Below are 17,249 nucleotides of genomic sequence, written 5' to 3' on the forward strand. Positions count from 1 at the left end.
GCGACCGTTTTAATTTGAATAGAGTAAAAATCAAAATGGCGCACCCGAGAGGATTCGAACCTCTGACCGCTCGGTTCGTAGCCGAGTACTCTATCCAGCTGAGCTACGGGTGCGTGATAAAGTAAATGGCGGTGAGAGAGGGATTCGAACCCTCGATAGAGCTTTTGAACCCTATACTCCCTTAGCAGGGGAGCGCCTTCAGCCTGCTCGGCCATCTCACCACTCACTGTGTCTGTGGCGCACATATTACTAGAATAAAAAAATATGTCAAACGCTTTTTCTGAAAAATCCTAAAAAATTGGACGTTTGTCTATGTAATAAGCAAAAAGAATGATTTTTACAACTATTATGAATAAATCTCAAGCATATCATAGAGTTAGCGAACAACAACGGAAATTATTTCAAGTGTTTTTCAGCTCTGTCCGAATGGTTTAAAAAAGTAAAAAGCAGTCATTTTCGGATCACTATTTTGCAATAGTTTCTCTAAAAATGACCGCTTGTCTATTAAAGCATTATGCAGCTTTTTTAACTACGTTTAATCTGTAACGTTTGTCAAACATACAGAGCAAACCGCCGAACACCATAAATAAGCCGCCAATCCAGATCCAGCGAACAAACGGTTTATAATATAAACGTACGCCCCATGAACCGTCTTCCAACTTTTCACCTAAAGCGGCATATAAGTCTCTTCTAAAGCCCCAGTCGATTGCCGCTTCGGTCATCCCCATTTTACTGACGTTATAGAAGCGTTTCTCCGCATTCAGAGTCGATTCATATTGCCCTTGACGCGAAATCTCAATTTCAGCCGTGCCGCCCTGATAGTTCGCACCGTCGGTAATTTTGATTCCTTTGAAAGTAAAGTCGTAACCTTGAAGCGATACCGTATCGCCGACATTCATACGTACGTTTTTCTCTACGCTATAGTTTTGGCTGAATGCGATTCCGAATACTGTCATTGCGACACCTACGTGCGCCAATACCATCCCCCAATGAGAACGGGATAATTTAAACACACCGGCTAAAAATGAATGTCTATGCGTCGCTCTTTGATGTAATTCATATAGGCTCAAAATGACAATAATCGATGCCATCATCACGCCTAATACCGAAGTGGCAGTAATACGGTCGTGCAGTAAATACGGTAAGCCGAAACCGAGTACCACCATCATAATTAAGGCAATAATTACCGGTGTTCGAATCGCAGATACTTGATCTCTACGCCATTTTACTAATGGCCCGATACCTAAAATAAACGAGAACGGTACCATTAAAATTAAAAACATTTGATCAAAGAACGGCGCACCGATCGAAATCGTGCCTAAACCGATTTGTTTATGTACTAACGGTAATAATGTACCCAGCAGCACTACGGATAAGAATGCCATCAGCATTACGTTATTAATTAACAACATCGATTCTCTCGAATAACGTTCATAATTATCCAAACTTTTAATTTTCGAGCCTTGTAAAGCGTAAAGTAATAATGAACCGCCAATTACTAAAACTAAATAGGCAAGAATATACAAACCGCGAGTCGGATCGGAAGCAAACGCATGTACCGAAACCAAAATACCGGAACGTACTAAGAAGGTGCCTAATAAACACAGCGAGAACGCCAATATCGCCAGTAAAACCGTCCAAGCTTTAAAAGTACCGCGTTTTTCCGTAACGGCTAACGAGTGAATCAGTGCCGTTCCGGCAATCCACGGCATTAACGAAGCATTTTCAACCGGATCCCAGAACCACCAGCCTCCCCAGCCTAATTCGTAATAAGCCCACCACGAACCGAGTACGATACCAAGTGTTAAAAATACCCAAGCCGCCATTGTCCAAGGACGAGACCAACGAGCCCAAGCGGTATCCAATCTTCCGGTCATTAGTGAAGCAATCGCGAACGCAAATGCCACCGAGAAACCGACATATCCCATATATAATAACGGCGGATGGAAAATCAGTCCGACATCTTGCAACATCGGATTTAATTCTCGACCGTCCGCAGGAAAATCGGGGAAAGTACGTTTAAACGGATTTGAACTAAAGATTAAGAAAACCAAAAATCCGATACTGATTAATCCCATTACACTCAATACGCGCGAAACGGCTTCTTCCGGCATCTGGCGAGAAAATGCCGCCACAGCGATAGACCAAAGCGAAAGCAACCAAACCCATAACAGCATTGATCCTTCGTGCGATCCCCAAACCGCAGAAAGACGATATTGGATAGGTAATGTTGAGTTGGAGTTATTCACTACGTATTGCACGCTGAAGTCATTTACCGCAAACAGATAAAAAAGCGAACCGAATGAAATCGTTAATGCTAAAAACATTGCCCATGTTATCGGACGAGCTAACGCCATAAGAGTACTATTCTGTTTTTGTGCACCAACAAGCGGTAAAATTGCCAAAAAAATTGACAATCCGAACGCAAGTGCCAATGCGTAATTACCTAATTCCGCAACCATTAGTTAGCTTCCCCTTGTAAGGTCTTTAATGTTCTTTCGATTTCAGCTTTATCACGTGCCGAAGTACCTTTTAAATCCGCTTCGGAAATACCTGCAGCACCATGCTGTTCTTTTAATTTATCGCCTAACTCCGGCGGCATATAGTTTTCATCGTGTTTAGCCAATACTTCCGTAGCTTTTAAACGAGTCGGTTCGATTAAAACCCCTTGCGCTACAATACCTTGCCCTTCACGGAATAAATCCGGCAAAATCCCTTCATATTCAACCGTGATAGACGGCCCGATATCATTCGCCTCAAATTCTACTTTCAGCGTTTTATCATCACGCTTTACCGATCCTTCCACAACCATTCCGCCCACACGGATACGTTGCCCTACTTCAGGTTTTTGGTCTGGATCATCGTTTTTACCATTTACAATCTCTGATGGCGTATAGAATAAGTCAATATTTTGACTTAGTGCATAAAGCGTTAAGCCTGCGGCTACCGCAACACCGAAAATGATTGAAACCACCACTTTCAATCGAGATTTACGTCTTGGATTCATAGTAATCACCTTCTAAAAGTATGCCGACGGCACACAATATTAAATAATCGAATATAACTTAATATAACAGGAATTTGCTTGATACCCGCCGTCAGTTCTTTGTTCATCCGGATTTATACACTGATATATTGATCAAGAACTAAGCAGTCAAACACTTACAAAATATAGCTGAAATCTAACCGCTTACCGTGCTTGTTTATTCAACTGAGTTTCGCGAGCTTGCTCTTTCTTAATATTTTGCAAAATTTGTTTATGTTCACGCTGAGTTTGCCAAATAAGGATTCCCATTGCGAGTAACGATACGGCATAGGAAAGCCATACGTAAAAACCGTAATTGCCCATTGAGAAGAACTCACTAATAGATTCAAATTGAAATTGCATAAGTTTTTCTCCTTATTTACTTAATGTTTTCGCCCAAGGACGCTTACGTTCATCATTTAATAACGCGATACGATAACGCCAAATGCTGAACCATGCGGTAAAAATTAAACTACCGAAAATCGCTAACAATAACGGAATTAACATTTCCACCGCCATAGACGGCTTATCTAATTTAGTAATAGTCGCACCTTGGTGTAACGTATTCCACCATTCTACCGAGAAATGGATAATAGGGAGATTTATTACCCCGACGACGGCTAATACGCCTGCCGCTTTCGCACCGGTTTGTTTATCTTGGAAAGCCGAATACAACGCCATTACCCCGATATAGAGGAAAAACAACACCAAAGCCGAAGTTAAGCGAGCATCCCATACCCACCAAGTTCCCCACATCGGTTTACCCCAAATCGCACCGGTCGCAAGCGAGATAAATGCGAAAACTAAACCGATCGGTGCCATTGAAATCATCGCAAGATTGGCTTGGCGAATCTGCCATACTAATGCCACTAATGCGGCAACCGCCATAGAACCGTATACACCCATCGACCAAATTGCCGCAGGCACGTGAATGAAGATAATACGATAACTATCGCCTTGCTGATAATCTTTAGGCGCAAACCCAAGCCCCCAAACAAAAGCAACCGCTAACATAATAAAACTTAACCAACCTAATACCGGTTGAATTTTCCCTAATAATCGATATTGTGTTTCCGATTTAGCATAGGGATGAAGCCATTTCCACATAACATCTCCAAATTACAAAAAAGATTAAAAATCTCACCGCTTTTCATTACTTACTGAAGGCTTATTCTTAATGCGCCTGCTATTGCAAAAGGTGAGAAAGTCAGCGTCAAAGCCAATATCGCCCCGATAATCGCAAGCTGCCCACTATATCCCATATTCAATGTCGCCGCTTCTAATACGGCTGCGGCAAAAATCAGCACCGGTAAAAATAACGGTAGAATAAGTAAGCTTAGTAAAGTTCCGCCTTTACGCAAACCGACCGTTAAAGCGACGCCAATCGCACCTAAACAACTTAAAATCGGCGTACCAAGTAATAAGGTTAGCACCAATGCACACCATACATTTGTTTCTAACGAAAGTAAGATTGCCGCAACCGGCGAAAGCAGAATTAGCGGAAGTCCCGTTAGTAACCAATGCGCAATCACTTTCGCTAATGCGACCTGCGGTAAACCGATAGGCAATAACATTAATTGCTCAAGCGAGCCGTCTAAATAGTCGTCACGAAAAAGTCTTTCAAACGATAATAAAGCGGAAAGTAATGCCGCTACCCAAGCGACGCCCGGTGCGATTTTCCCTAATAATTCGGGATTTGGTCCCATAAGAAGCGGGAACAAAGTAATCACAATCAGAAAGAACCAAAGCGGGTTCAATATTTCCGCCGGCTTACGCAAAGCGATGGTTAATTCGCGTTGAATAATAGTAAATAAAATCATAGTTTAAACTGATCCAAAGATAAGATTTTAACTTTATGACTTTCCGCCGCTTGATGACTGGTAAAAATAACCATTCCGCCATTTTCGCAATGCTTTTCAATATGGACGATTAAATCGGAAACTCCTTTCTTATCAATAGCGGTAAAAGGCTCGTCTAAAATCCAAAGCTTTTGCTTTATCAGCCATAATTTCGCTAAAGCGACCCGGCGTTGCTGACCGGCGGAGAGGTACGAACAAGCAAGTTCTTCTCTGCCGATTAAACCGACCTTATCTAAGGCATACCATAACGCTTCATCATCAAGCGCCAGCCCTTGGATTTTTTGATAAAAACGTAAATTTTCCCAAGGAGAAAGCTCCGGTTTAACCCCTGCATGATGCGCCAAATAAAATAATTCCGAATAATATTCATCACGTTGTTTTTGAATAGGAATATCATTCCATAAAACATATCCTTCGGCAGGCATCGCAAGCCCCGCAAGAATACGTAATAAGCTGGTTTTGCCTATACCGTTATGACCTTCAATTTGTACCCATTCACCGGATGTAACAGAAAAGTTACAATTTTCAAATAAACGATTTTCACCTCGCTCGCAAGCAAGATTAGTAATGGTTAATTGATTAGTATGTGTCATAACAATGAATAATAAGAAACAGATAGGCAAAGTTTAACATAAGAGGGAGATTTAACGTAGCCATATCATTACCTCTTTAGAGGTAATAAGCGGTTAAATTTAACAAATTTTTTGCAAATTTTGACAGGAATCAAACCGCTTTACAAACCGAGAATTTCTTTCACAAAAGGAACCGTCAATTTGCGTTGAGCTTGCAAAGAGGCACGGTCTAAACGGTCCAACTCTGTTGATAATGTTTGTAAATCCCGATCCAAACGTTTTAGCAAGAAATTGGCAACTTCATCGGAAAGTTCCATTCCCTTTTGATAAGCATTTCGTTGCAAAATGATACGCTTTTGATCATCACTTAAATCGTTTAGCTGGTAAACCTCGCCCCAAGTCAGACGAGAACGAAGATCCGGTAAATTGATCTGCAATTGATGAGGAGGACAGTCCGCACTAATCAATAACAACGTTTTATGCCCATTACCAAATAAACTTTGCTGCTCACGAATCAAATTAAAAAGATTAAAGATAGCCAGTTCCCATTCTTCATTACCTGCGACAATCTGAATATCATCCAAACAAATCACATCTAATTGTTCGGCGTTATCCAAAACCATAGGCGAAAAGTATTGTGATTTTTCTAAAGGAATATAGCTGGAAGTTTGTTGATTCAGTAAATAATGATTACTTACCGCTTTTAAGAGATGACTTTTACCACTACTTTTTCCGCCCCAAATATAAAAGAACGGCTGTTGTACATCGATAAAATTTTGACGTAACGAATCTAGCAGTACAAGACTGTTTTCCGCATAAAAATTATCGAAAGTTTCATCATCAACTTGATGAATGGGTAATGGTAATTGCAAAGAAATATTTTCAGTCCTATAAAAATTCAATAACTTTAAAAGGATAACGGAAAAGAATGATTTTGAGAAGTAGAAAAAGAAAATATATTGTTTTAACTTTCAAATACCTTCCAACTAAAAAAGCAGTTAAAAGCAAATTTCTTTTGTCTTTAAAAGCTAAAAAGCCAAAAGCAAAAACCCCGTAGTTATCGCTAACCACAGGGTTTCTTGCTTCGTTTTCGCTTTCGCGCTAAATTCAATCTGGCGATGCCCTACTCTCACATGGGGAAACCCCACACTACCATCGGCGTTACTGCGTTTTACTTCTGAGTTCGGAATGGAGTCAGGTAGAGCCACAGCACTCTGGTCGCCAGAATATTCTGTTGATGTCTTTCGTCTTCTTTATCTGTCTTTCCCTTTGTTCTTTTCTTCTTAAATTCGAAACAAGCCGTCACTGATTTTTTCGTTTTTTGTCTTCTTTAGTTCTTGTTAGCATTTAACTTCGCTTCACGCCCAAAAACACTTGAGCGTTGTATAGTTAAGCCTCTCGGGCAATTAGTATGTGTTAGCTCAACGTATCACTACGCTTACACACCACACCTATCTACGTCGTAGTCTCCAACAACCCTTACAGTCTTATAGACTGGGAGAACTCATCTTAAGGCAAGTTTCGTGCTTAGATGCTTTCAGCACTTATCTCTTCCGCATGTAGCTACCCAGCAGTGCCTCTGGCGAGACAACTGGTACACCAGTGATGCGTCCACTCCGGTCCTCTCGTACTAGGAGCAGCCCCTCTCAATTCTCCAACGCCCACGGCAGATAGGGACCGAACTGTCTCACGACGTTCTAAACCCAGCTCGCGTACCACTTTAAATGGCGAACAGCCATACCCTTGGGACCTACTTCAGCCCCAGGATGTGATGAGCCGACATCGAGGTGCCAAACACCGCCGTCGATATGAACTCTTGGGCGGTATCAGCCTGTTATCCCCGGAGTACCTTTTATCCGTTGAGCGATGGCCCTTCCATTCAGAACCACCGGATCACTATGACCTGCTTTCGCACCTGCTCGACTTGTCCGTCTCGCAGTTAAGCTTGCTTATACCATTGCACTAACCTCACGATGTCCGACCGTGATTAGCAAACCTTCGTGCTCCTCCGTTACGCTTTGGGAGGAGACCGCCCCAGTCAAACTACCCACCAGACACTGTCCGAGACCGCGTTCCGCAATCTTCGTTAGAACATCAAACGTTAAAGGGTGGTATTTCAAGGACGCCTCCAACAACACTGGCGTGTCATCTTCAAAGGCTCCCACCTATCCTACACATCAAAATTCAATGTTCAGTGTCAAGCTATAGTAAAGGTTCACGGGGTCTTTCCGTCTAGCCGCGGGTACACCGCATCTTCACGGCGATTTCAATTTCACTGAGTCTCGGGTGGAGACAGCCTGGCCATCATTATGCCATTCGTGCAGGTCGGAACTTACCCGACAAGGAATTTCGCTACCTTAGGACCGTTATAGTTACGGCCGCCGTTTACTGGGGCTTCGATCAGGAGCTTCTCTTTCGATAACACCATCAATTAACCTTCCAGCACCGGGCAGGCATCACACCCTATACGTCCACTTTCGTGTTTGCAGAGTGCTGTGTTTTTAATAAACAGTTGCAGCCAGCTGGTATCTTCGACCGGTTCAACCTTCGTGAGTAAATCACTACAATCTACGCCGGCGCACCTTCTCCCGAAGTTACGGTGCTATTTTGCCTAGTTCCTTCACCCGAGTTCTCTCAAGCGCCTGAGTATTCTCTACCTGACCACCTGTGTCGGTTTATAGTACGGTTTAGTATAACCTGAAGCTTAGTGGCTTTTCCTGGAAGCGTGGTATCGGTTACTTCAGTTCCGTAGAACCTCGTCATCACTTCTCGGTGTTGAATGGTGTTCCGGATTTGCCTAAAACACCCACCTACCGGCTTAAACGCACATCCAACAGTGCGATAACCTAACCTTCTCCGTCCCCACATCGCAGTTATACCAAGTACGGGAATATTAACCCGTTTCCCATCGACTACGCTTTTCAGCCTCGCCTTAGGGGCCGACTCACCCTGCCCCGATTAACGTTGGACAGGAACCCTTGGTCTTCCGGCGAACGAGTTTTTCACTCGTTTTATCGTTACTTATGTCAGCATTCGCACTTCTGATACGTCCAGCAAACCTCTCGATTCACCTTCGTCCGCTTACAGAACGCTCCCCTACCCAACAATGTTTCCATTGATGCCGCAGCTTCGGTGACTAGTTTTAGCCCCGTTACATCTTCCGCGCAGGCCGACTCGACTAGTGAGCTATTACGCTTTCTTTAAATGATGGCTGCTTCTAAGCCAACATCCTAGCTGTCTAAGCCTTCCCACTTCGTTTCCCACTTAACTAGTACTTTGGGACCTTAGCTGGCGGTCTGGGTTGTTTCCCTCTCCACGACGGACGTTAGCACCCGCCGTGTGTCTCCTGAGTATCACTCTTCGGTATTCGCAGTTTGCATCGGGTTGGTAATCCGGGATGGACCCCTAGCCGAAACAGTGCTCTACCCCCGAAGGTGTCCGCTCAAGGCTCTACCTAAATAGATTTCGGGGAGAACCAGCTATCTCCCGGTTTGATTGGCCTTTCACCCCCAGCCACAAGTCATCCGCTAATTTTTCAACATTAGTCGGTTCGGTCCTCCAATTAGTGTTACCCAATCTTCAACCTGCCCATGGCTAGATCACCGGGTTTCGGGTCTATACCTTGCAACTCAATCGCCCAGTTAAGACTCGGTTTCCCTTCGGCTCCCTTATTCAGTTAACCTCGCTACAAAATATAAGTCGCTGACCCATTATACAAAAGGTACGCAGTCACAAGATTTCTCTTGCTCCCACTGCTTGTACGTACACGGTTTCAGGTTCTATTTCACTCCCCTCACTGGGGTTCTTTTCGCCTTTCCTTCACAGTACTGGTTCACTATCGGTCAATCAGGAGTATTTAGCCTTGGAGGATGGTCCCCCCATCTTCAAACAGGATTTCTCGTGTCCCGCCCTACTTGTCGTTAGCTTAGTACCATAATAATGTTTTCGGATACGGGATTATCACCCTCTACGATTGAGCTTCCCAGCTCATTCTCCTAACAAAACCATTATCACTAACAGGCTCTTCCGCTTTCGCTCGCCGCTACTTACAGAATCTCGGTTGATTTCTTTTCCTCGGGGTACTTAGATGTTTCAGTTCTCCCGGTTTGCCTTATTAAGCTATGTATTCACTTAATAATAGTAGATTCTTCATCTACTGGGTTTCCCCATTCGGATATCTTGGATTAAACGCTTCTTATCAACTCATCCAAGCTTTTCGCAGATTAGCACGTCCTTCTTCGCCTCTGATTGCCAAGGCATCCACCGTGTACGCTTAGTCACTTAACTATACAACCTCAAATGTTTTCAAATATTTTCAAATTTTATTTGAACGCATTCAACGCGATACTTTATTCAACTAAACACTTAGCTGCTTTTGTTCAGCTAAGATTTTCAAGATAATTACTTATCTTTTACTACTCAGACTTTCTTTCGAAAATCTCTCAGTTTTCAGCTTGTTTCCAATTTTTTAAAGAACAATTTAAGACAATAATTTGACTTATCATCATGACTAAATAAACAAATCTTTCACTTATTCACTTAGTCATGATGATTGGTGGAGATAAGCGGGATCGAACCGCTGACCTCCTGCGTGCAAGGCAGGCGCTCTCCCAGCTGAGCTATATCCCCATACATCATAACTCAATATAATCACACCTTTCAGCTTTCACTCGTTTTGAGTGGTGGGTCTGAGTGGACTTGAACCACCGACCTCACCCTTATCAGGGGTGCGCTCTAACCACCTGAGCTACAGACCCAAAAGGATGCCGGATTATATCCGTTTTCGTCTTCTTTCTATCAAACAATCTGTGTGAACACTCGCTGTCGCTCAATTTCTGGTAAGGAGGTGATCCAACCGCAGGTTCCCCTACGGTTACCTTGTTACGACTTCACCCCAGTCATGAATCATACCGTGGTAAACGCCCCCCTTTCGGTTAAGCTATCTACTTCTGGTACAACCCACTCCCATGGTGTGACGGGCGGTGTGTACAAGGCCCGGGAACGTATTCACCGCAACATTCTGATTTGCGATTACTAGCGATTCCGACTTCATGGAGTCGAGTTGCAGACTCCAATCCGGACTTAGACGTACTTTGTGAGATTTGCTCCATGTCGCCATCTTGCTTCCCTCTGTATACGCCATTGTAGCACGTGTGTAGCCCTACTCGTAAGGGCCATGATGACTTGACGTCATCCCCACCTTCCTCCGGTTTATCACCGGCAGTCTCCTTTGAGTTCCCGACCTAATCGCTGGCAACAAAGGATAAGGGTTGCGCTCGTTGCGGGACTTAACCCAACATTTCACAACACGAGCTGACGACAGCCATGCAGCACCTGTCTCATGGTTCCCGAAGGCACTCTCGTATCTCTATAAGATTCCATGGATGTCAAGAGTAGGTAAGGTTCTTCGCGTTGCATCGAATTAAACCACATGCTCCACCGCTTGTGCGGGCCCCCGTCAATTCATTTGAGTTTTAACCTTGCGGCCGTACTCCCCAGGCGGTCGATTTATCACGTTAGCTTCGGGCACCAGACTTAAAGCCCAATCCCCAAATCGACAGCGTTTACAGCGTGGACTACCAGGGTATCTAATCCTGTTTGCTCCCCACGCTTTCGCACATGAGCGTCAGTACATTCCCAAGGGGCTGCCTTCGCCTTCGGTATTCCTCCACATCTCTACGCATTTCACCGCTACACGTGGAATTCTACCCCTCCCTAAAGTACTCTAGTTGACCAGTATGAAATGCAATTCCCAGGTTAAGCCCGGGGCTTTCACATCTCACTTAATCAACCGCCTGCGTGCCCTTTACGCCCAGTTATTCCGATTAACGCTCGCACCCTCCGTATTACCGCGGCTGCTGGCACGGAGTTAGCCGGTGCTTCTTCTGTAGTTAACGTCAATTACCAAATCTATTAAATTTGATACCTTCCTCGCTACCGAAAGAACTTTACAACCCGAAGGCCTTCTTCATTCACGCGGCATGGCTGCATCAGGGTTCCCCCCATTGTGCAATATTCCCCACTGCTGCCTCCCGTAGGAGTCTGGACCGTGTCTCAGTTCCAGTGTGGCTGGTCATCCTCTCAGACCAGCTAGAGATCGTCGGCTTGGTCAGCCTTTACCTAACCAACTACCTAATCCCACTTGGGCTCATCTTATGGCAGGTGGCCCGAAAGTCCCACCCTTTAATCCATAGATATTACGCGGTATTAGCTACAGTTTCCCGTAGTTATCCCCCTCCATAAGCCAGATTCCCAAGCATTACTCACCCGTCCGCCACTCGTCGGCAAAGAAAGCAAGCTCCCTTCCCGTTACCGTTCGACTTGCATGTGTTAAGCCTGCCGCCAGCGTTCAATCTGAGCCATGATCAAACTCTTCAATTCAAAAAGTTTAATCGCTCAATATTCTGCTTAGCTAAGTTCACTTCGCTTTCCTAACTCAACGTTAAGAAAACTGAAAAATATGAATTTCTAGTTTAAGCACTTATTAAGACTTCAAAATTAAAAATATTTTTTAAATCAAGTCAATCAACAAGTGCCCACACAGATTGTCTGATAAGTTGTTAAAGAACAAAAAAGAACGACGCACTGCATTTACTTCTCGTTCACAACAGTGCGTCGTTGTGTGGGATGCATTATAGAGAAATCTAAATTCCTTGCAAGTTCTTTTTGCAAAAAAATCTTGAAAAAGTGATTGAAAGAACAGATTTAATACAATTCGAGTGTTTTTTATTACTTTTCTGATAAAAAAGTAATAAATCTTATAAGTTAGCTAAAATAATTCTAGCTTACTTCGCATAAAATTCCCTTTCTTTTTCTTCTATTAATCGCTACATTTGTAGTACTTAATCATATAGAGGTAGATATTATGCAAAAAGAACATTTTATTGGTTTAGGTGTTGCTGGCAATTTTGCCGGTCATTTAGAGCAAGCGGGTGAAGCGGCGGATTTCTTACAGGTAAAAACAGAAGAAGCGATTCAGCCAAAAGCGATTTTTCCTTTCTATGTCCCAAGCCAAACCTTAACCCCAACGGAACAATTCCTTGCAACTTATCCCCTATCCCACGATACCATTACCTTTCCAGATGATGCTGACAATCTACAAATTGAACCGGAAGTTGCATTGATTTGCGAAATTGAATATCAAAACAATCAAGTCATCGCCCTCAAGCCGACTCATTTTGCCGCTTATAATGACTGCTCTATTCGCCGTCCGAATGCACGTAAAATTTGTGAAAAGAAAAATTGGGGCAATGCCTCAAAAGGGATCTCTGAGACATTGATTCCGTTAGATCATTTTGTACAAGGTGGTATTTTAGATAATTACAATATTGCTTGTTTCCATAAACGTGACGGTAAACTCAATGTATATGGCGAAGATAGCCCGGCGGTAAGCTATAGTTACTTTCATCAAAAACTGTTGAACTGGATTGTAGATAAGATGAATAACCAACCGGATCAAGGACCGATGAACCATATTGCCGAATTACTTAAACAAGCGGATTACCCGACAAAAGCAGTAATCAGCATCGGTGCTACTCGCTATACTGAATTTGGCGAGCAAAACTTCTTACAAATTGGTGATACAAGTATTGTGGTGGTTTACAATGCTAAAAAGTATTCATTCGAACAAATTATGGAAATGGCTGAAACCAAAATATTTGCCGAAGACATTTCCGCCTTAATTCAACACGTCTGTTAATAGATACAAGCGGTCATATTTGGAGTGAAATTTGCAAAAAATTGTTAAATTTGACTATTTATTTTTCATCATGAGATAAAAAATGTGAGCCGCTTGGCATTTCTCGGCTAAATTATTTGCGCGACGATCATAATTTAGCTATCTTGAATAAGTTAATACAATAGACTTAAAGGTATGTTTATGACAAATGCAGAACTTTTTGGTGAAGGCATAAATTTGATGATTTCGGGAATGGGCTTCGTGCTACTTTTCCTTATCGTATTAATTTATGCGATTAGCTTCATTTCTACGCTAATTAATAAATACTTCCCCGAACCTATCCCCGCTCCCGTAGCAAAACCAGTGCCAAGCGCTGTTCCAACTGATAATTTAGACCATTTACGCCCCGTGATTGCGGCTGCTATTGCCCATCATCGTCGTCAACAAGGATTAAAATAATAGAGGATTTTTATCATGACTATTCAAAATAAAAAAATTGCAATTACTGATGTTGTTTTACGTGATGCACACCAATCTTTGTTTGCGACACGACTACGTTTAGACGATATGTTACCGATTGCAGCTGAATTGGATAAAATCGGTTATTGGTCTTTAGAGGCATGGGGCGGAGCAACATTTGATAGCTGTATCCGTTTTTTAGGTGAAGATCCTTGGGTTCGTTTACGTGAGTTGAAAAAAGCGATTCCAAATACCCCGTTACAAATGTTATTACGCGGACAGAATTTATTAGGTTACCGCCATTATGCGGATGATGTGGTTGATCGTTTTGTAGAACGTTGCGTCACAAACGGGATGGATGTGTTCCGTGTATTTGATGCGTTAAATGACCCTCGTAATATGCAAGCGGCATTACAAGCGGTCAAAAAACACGGAGGTCATGCACAAGGTACGTTAAGTTATACCACCAGTCCGGTACACACGTTACAAACGTGGTTAGACGTAACCGAACAATTATTGGAAATCGGGGTAGATTCTCTCGTTATCAAAGATATGTCAGGTATCTTAACCCCAATGGCTGCGTACGAGTTAGTCAGTGAAATTAAAAAACGTTATGACGTAGAACTTCACTTACACTGCCACTCAACCACCGGTATGGCGGAAATGGCATTATTAAAAGCGATTGAAGCGGGTATTGACGGTGTAGATACCTCTATTTCTTCAATGTCCGGCACTTATGGTCATCCGGCAACCGAATCCATCGTGGCAACGCTTCAAGGTACGCCTTACGACACCGGTTTGAACATTCCTCAACTTGAAAAAATCTCAGCTTATTTCCGTGACGTTCGTAAAAAATATGCGAAGTTTGAAGGGCAATTACGTGGTGTAGACAGCCGTATTTTAGTTGCACAAGTGCCGGGCGGTATGTTAACCAACCTTGAAAGCCAGTTAAAACAACAAAATGCAAGTGACAAACTTGATCTTGTATTACAAGAAATCCCTCGCGTACGTGAAGATCTCGGTAATATTCCGCTTGTTACGCCAACATCTCAAATCGTCGGTACCCAAGCAGTAATGAACGTGTTAATGGGCGAGCGCTACAAAACCATCGCCAAAGAAACCGCCGGTATTTTAAAAGGCGAATACGGTCGCACACCTGCACCAGTCAATAAAGCGTTACAAGAACGTGTGCTTGAAGGTGCTGCGCCGATTACCGATCGTCCGGCAAACCATATCACACCGGAAATCGATAAATTAGTGGCGGAAGTGACCGCACAGGCTAAAGAGAAAGGCATTACGCTTTCAGAAAATACGATTGATGACGTGTTAATCGTGGCGTTATTCCAACAAGTCGGTTGGAAATTCTTAGAAAATCGTAATAATCCGGCTGCCTTCGAACCGGCTCCGACCGCAGAAGTTGCAAAAGAAGCGGCAAAACCGACCGCTTCTCACACAGCAAAAGCAGGCGAACCAGCCGTTTATACGGTTGAACTTGAAGGCAAAGCCTTTGTAGTGAAAGTCAGTGAAGGTGGTGATATTACTAATATTGCACCAACAGCGCCAGCTGCCGCACCACAAGTTGTAGTACCAGCTGCAGCAACCAGTGCAAATGCTGAACCGGTCAAAGCACCGATGGCAGGTAACATTCTTAAAGTTGAAGTAACCGAAGGTCAACAAGTTGCGGAAGGCGATGTGTTATTAATTCTTGAAGCAATGAAAATGGAAACACAAATTTGCGCACCAAAAGCCGGTAAAGTTCAAGGCGTTGCGGTAAAACAAGGTGATGTCGTTGCCGTTGATCAAGTCTTAATGAATCTTGCTTAAACGATAGGGAGTTAATATGGAAGGTATTATCGCTCTGTTTCAGGGTATGGGTATTATGCATATGGAGCTAGGGCAAGCGATTATGATTGCGGTCAGCCTGTTATTGCTCTGGCTTGCAATTGCCCGCGGCTTTGAACCACTCCTTTTATTACCAATCGGCTTTGGCGGTTTATTATCCAATATTCCGGAAGCCGGCTTGGCTATGACCGCTTTAGATAATCTGCTACATCACGGCACAACCGAACAGTTTGCGATTATTGCGGCAAAAGTTAATAGCACAAGCTTAGATCTTGAGAATATTAAAGCTGCGATTGCCTTAGCGGCACCTTCGGTACAAAACGAATTGGAAGTGATTGCCGGAGATATGGGTTATACTGCCGGTGTGTTAGCACTCTTCTATAAAGTGGCGATTGGCTACGGTGTTGCACCGTTAATCATCTTTATGGGAGTCGGTGCAATGACGGATTTTGGTCCGTTACTCGCAAACCCTCGTACACTCTTATTAGGTGCTGCGGCACAATTCGGTATTTTTGCAACCGTACTTGGCGCTTTAGGTTTGAACTGGTTAGGTATTATTGACTTTACCTTACCACAAGCGGCGGCGATCGGTATTATCGGCGGTGCGGACGGCCCGACCGCTATCTATCTAGCAAGTAAACTTGCGCCGGAGTTACTCGGTGCGATTGCAGTGGCAGCTTACTCTTATATGGCGTTAGTACCGTTAATTCAGCCGCCGATTATGAAAGCGTTAACCACAGATGCCGAACGTAAAATCCGTATGGTGCAATTACGCACGGTAAGTAACCGAGAAAAAATTCTATTCCCGATTCTCTTGCTCTTACTCGTGGCATTATTGTTGCCGGATGCGGCACCGTTACTCGGTATGTTCTGTTTTGGTAACTTAATGCGTGTCAGCGGTGTGGTGGAACGTTTAAATGATACGGCTCAAAACGCGCTAATCAATATCGTGACGATTTTCCTTGGCTTATCGGTCGGTGCGAAATTAGTTGCGGATAAATTCCTCCAACCGCAAACCCTCGGTATTTTAGTGTTAGGCGTAATCGCATTCTGTATCGGTACGGCAAGCGGTGTATTAATGGCGAAATTGATGAACAAGTTCAGCAAAAATAAAATCAACCCGCTTATCGGTTCTGCCGGTGTTTCTGCCGTGCCAATGGCAGCGCGTGTATCAAATAAAGTCGGTTTGGAATATGACAAACAAAACTTCTTATTAATGCACGCAATGGGACCGAACGTAGCCGGTGTAATCGGCTCCGCTATCGCAGCCGGCGTTATGTTGAAATATATTGCGGCAATGTAATCGCTATATTTACATTATTAAGCGGTCGTTTTTGAGGAAATTTTTGCAAATTTATCTTCAAAACCGACCGCTTACTTTTTATGGCGTTTCATTATAAAATAACGACCTTTTATAACCTTGAGGATTTATTTTATGACATACCCTGTTTGCCCTAAATGCAAGAGCGAAAATACTTATCACGATTCCATCCAATTCGTTTGTCCAGATTGTGCGTACGAATGGAACGGCGAAGAAATTGAAGAACAAGATGAAGACCAATTAATCGTTAAAGACAGCAACGGCAATTTATTAGCTGACGGTGACGATGTACTTTTAATTAAAGATTTGAAATTAAAAGGCTCGTCCGAAGTATTAAAAAAAGGCACTAAATTCAAAGGTATCCGCTTAGTAAACGGTGATCATAACGTAGATTGCGGTAAAATTATGCTTAAATCGGAATTCCTGAAAAAAGCCTGATTTACTCGTTATTTCGACTCATTTTAAACGCTCACTTCGGTGGGCGTTTTTCTTT

Annotated in this window: 12 protein-coding genes, 4 tRNA genes and 3 rRNA genes; 5 read left to right on the forward strand and 14 right to left on the reverse strand. The window is 43.2% G+C overall.

Annotation, left to right across the window (positions count from 1 at the left end):
- Positions 1-36: 36 nt before the first annotated feature.
- From DRF63_RS07455 to DRF63_RS07520, 14 genes are all read right to left on the reverse strand, one after another.
- Positions 37-113, reverse strand: a tRNA-Arg gene (locus tag DRF63_RS07455).
- Between the two features lie 13 nt (positions 114-126).
- Positions 127-221: transfer RNA gene (locus DRF63_RS07460), tRNA-Ser, on the reverse strand.
- A gap of 291 nt (positions 222-512) precedes the next feature.
- Entirely contained in the window at positions 513-2,462 is a 1,950-nt protein-coding gene (locus DRF63_RS07465) for a heme lyase CcmF/NrfE family subunit (RefSeq protein WP_005598502.1), read from the reverse strand.
- Positions 2,462-3,007: a cytochrome c maturation protein CcmE gene (ccmE, locus tag DRF63_RS07470; RefSeq protein ID WP_005601970.1), complete on the reverse strand. Its 546-nt coding sequence runs from the start codon at positions 3,005-3,007 to the stop codon at positions 2,462-2,464. The genes DRF63_RS07465 and ccmE overlap by 1 nt, the downstream gene beginning before the upstream one ends.
- 183 nt (positions 3,008-3,190) lie before the next feature.
- Positions 3,191-3,388, reverse strand: a complete 198-nt coding sequence (gene ccmD, locus DRF63_RS07475) for a heme exporter protein CcmD (RefSeq protein WP_005598506.1) — start codon at positions 3,386-3,388, stop codon at positions 3,191-3,193.
- Positions 3,389-3,400: 12 nt separating this feature from the next.
- On the reverse strand, positions 3,401-4,132 hold the full coding sequence (locus DRF63_RS07480) for a heme ABC transporter permease (RefSeq protein WP_005598508.1): 732 nt from the start codon (positions 4,130-4,132) through the stop codon (positions 3,401-3,403).
- A gap of 50 nt (positions 4,133-4,182) precedes the next feature.
- Positions 4,183-4,845 (reverse strand): heme exporter protein CcmB, encoded by a 663-nt coding sequence (gene ccmB / locus DRF63_RS07485; protein WP_005598509.1) that lies wholly within the window; start codon positions 4,843-4,845, stop codon positions 4,183-4,185.
- Positions 4,842-5,477 carry a cytochrome c biogenesis heme-transporting ATPase CcmA gene (gene ccmA / locus DRF63_RS07490; RefSeq protein WP_005598510.1) on the reverse strand — a complete coding sequence of 212 codons (636 nt, stop codon included), beginning with the start codon at positions 5,475-5,477 and terminating at the stop codon, positions 4,842-4,844. The genes ccmB and ccmA overlap by 4 nt, the downstream gene beginning before the upstream one ends.
- Before the next feature lie 140 nt (positions 5,478-5,617).
- Entirely contained in the window at positions 5,618-6,328 is a 711-nt protein-coding gene (hda, locus tag DRF63_RS07495) for a DnaA regulatory inactivator Hda (protein ID WP_005598511.1), read from the reverse strand.
- Between the two features lie 238 nt (positions 6,329-6,566).
- A 5S ribosomal RNA gene (gene rrf / locus DRF63_RS07500) occupies positions 6,567-6,682 on the reverse strand.
- Between the two features lie 159 nt (positions 6,683-6,841).
- Positions 6,842-9,743: ribosomal RNA gene (locus tag DRF63_RS07505) — 23S ribosomal RNA — on the reverse strand.
- A gap of 266 nt (positions 9,744-10,009) precedes the next feature.
- Positions 10,010-10,085 (reverse strand) — tRNA-Ala (locus DRF63_RS07510).
- Positions 10,086-10,136: 51 nt separating this feature from the next.
- Positions 10,137-10,213: transfer RNA gene (locus DRF63_RS07515), tRNA-Ile, on the reverse strand.
- Between the two features lie 82 nt (positions 10,214-10,295).
- Positions 10,296-11,837 (reverse strand): 16S ribosomal RNA (locus DRF63_RS07520).
- The 16S, 23S and 5S rRNA genes sit together here with 2 tRNA genes alongside, the layout of an rRNA operon.
- 484 nt (positions 11,838-12,321) lie before the next feature.
- On the opposite strand from DRF63_RS07520, the gene DRF63_RS07525 reads away from it, so the two are divergent.
- From DRF63_RS07525 to DRF63_RS07545, 5 genes are all read left to right on the forward strand, one after another.
- A complete protein-coding gene (locus DRF63_RS07525) occupies positions 12,322-13,155 on the forward strand; it encodes a DUF5718 family protein (RefSeq protein ID WP_005598525.1) in 834 nt (277 codons plus the stop codon).
- Positions 13,156-13,335: 180 nt separating this feature from the next.
- Positions 13,336-13,593: an oxaloacetate decarboxylase subunit gamma gene (locus DRF63_RS07530; RefSeq protein ID WP_005618986.1), complete on the forward strand. Its 258-nt coding sequence runs from the start codon at positions 13,336-13,338 to the stop codon at positions 13,591-13,593.
- Between the two features lie 15 nt (positions 13,594-13,608).
- A complete protein-coding gene (gene oadA, locus DRF63_RS07535) occupies positions 13,609-15,417 on the forward strand; it encodes a sodium-extruding oxaloacetate decarboxylase subunit alpha (RefSeq protein ID WP_005598528.1) in 1,809 nt (602 codons plus the stop codon).
- Between the two features lie 16 nt (positions 15,418-15,433).
- Positions 15,434-16,738 carry a sodium ion-translocating decarboxylase subunit beta gene (locus DRF63_RS07540; RefSeq protein ID WP_005598530.1) on the forward strand — a complete coding sequence of 435 codons (1,305 nt, stop codon included), beginning with the start codon at positions 15,434-15,436 and terminating at the stop codon, positions 16,736-16,738.
- 132 nt (positions 16,739-16,870) lie between these two features.
- Positions 16,871-17,194, forward strand: coding sequence for a zinc ribbon domain-containing protein YjdM (locus DRF63_RS07545; RefSeq protein WP_005598532.1), 324 nt, complete (start codon positions 16,871-16,873; stop codon positions 17,192-17,194).
- Positions 17,195-17,249: the final 55 nt, after the last annotated feature.

It is taken from the genome of Actinobacillus pleuropneumoniae (assembly GCF_003290385.1).
Classification (GTDB): domain Bacteria; phylum Pseudomonadota; class Gammaproteobacteria; order Enterobacterales; family Pasteurellaceae; genus Actinobacillus; species Actinobacillus lignieresii.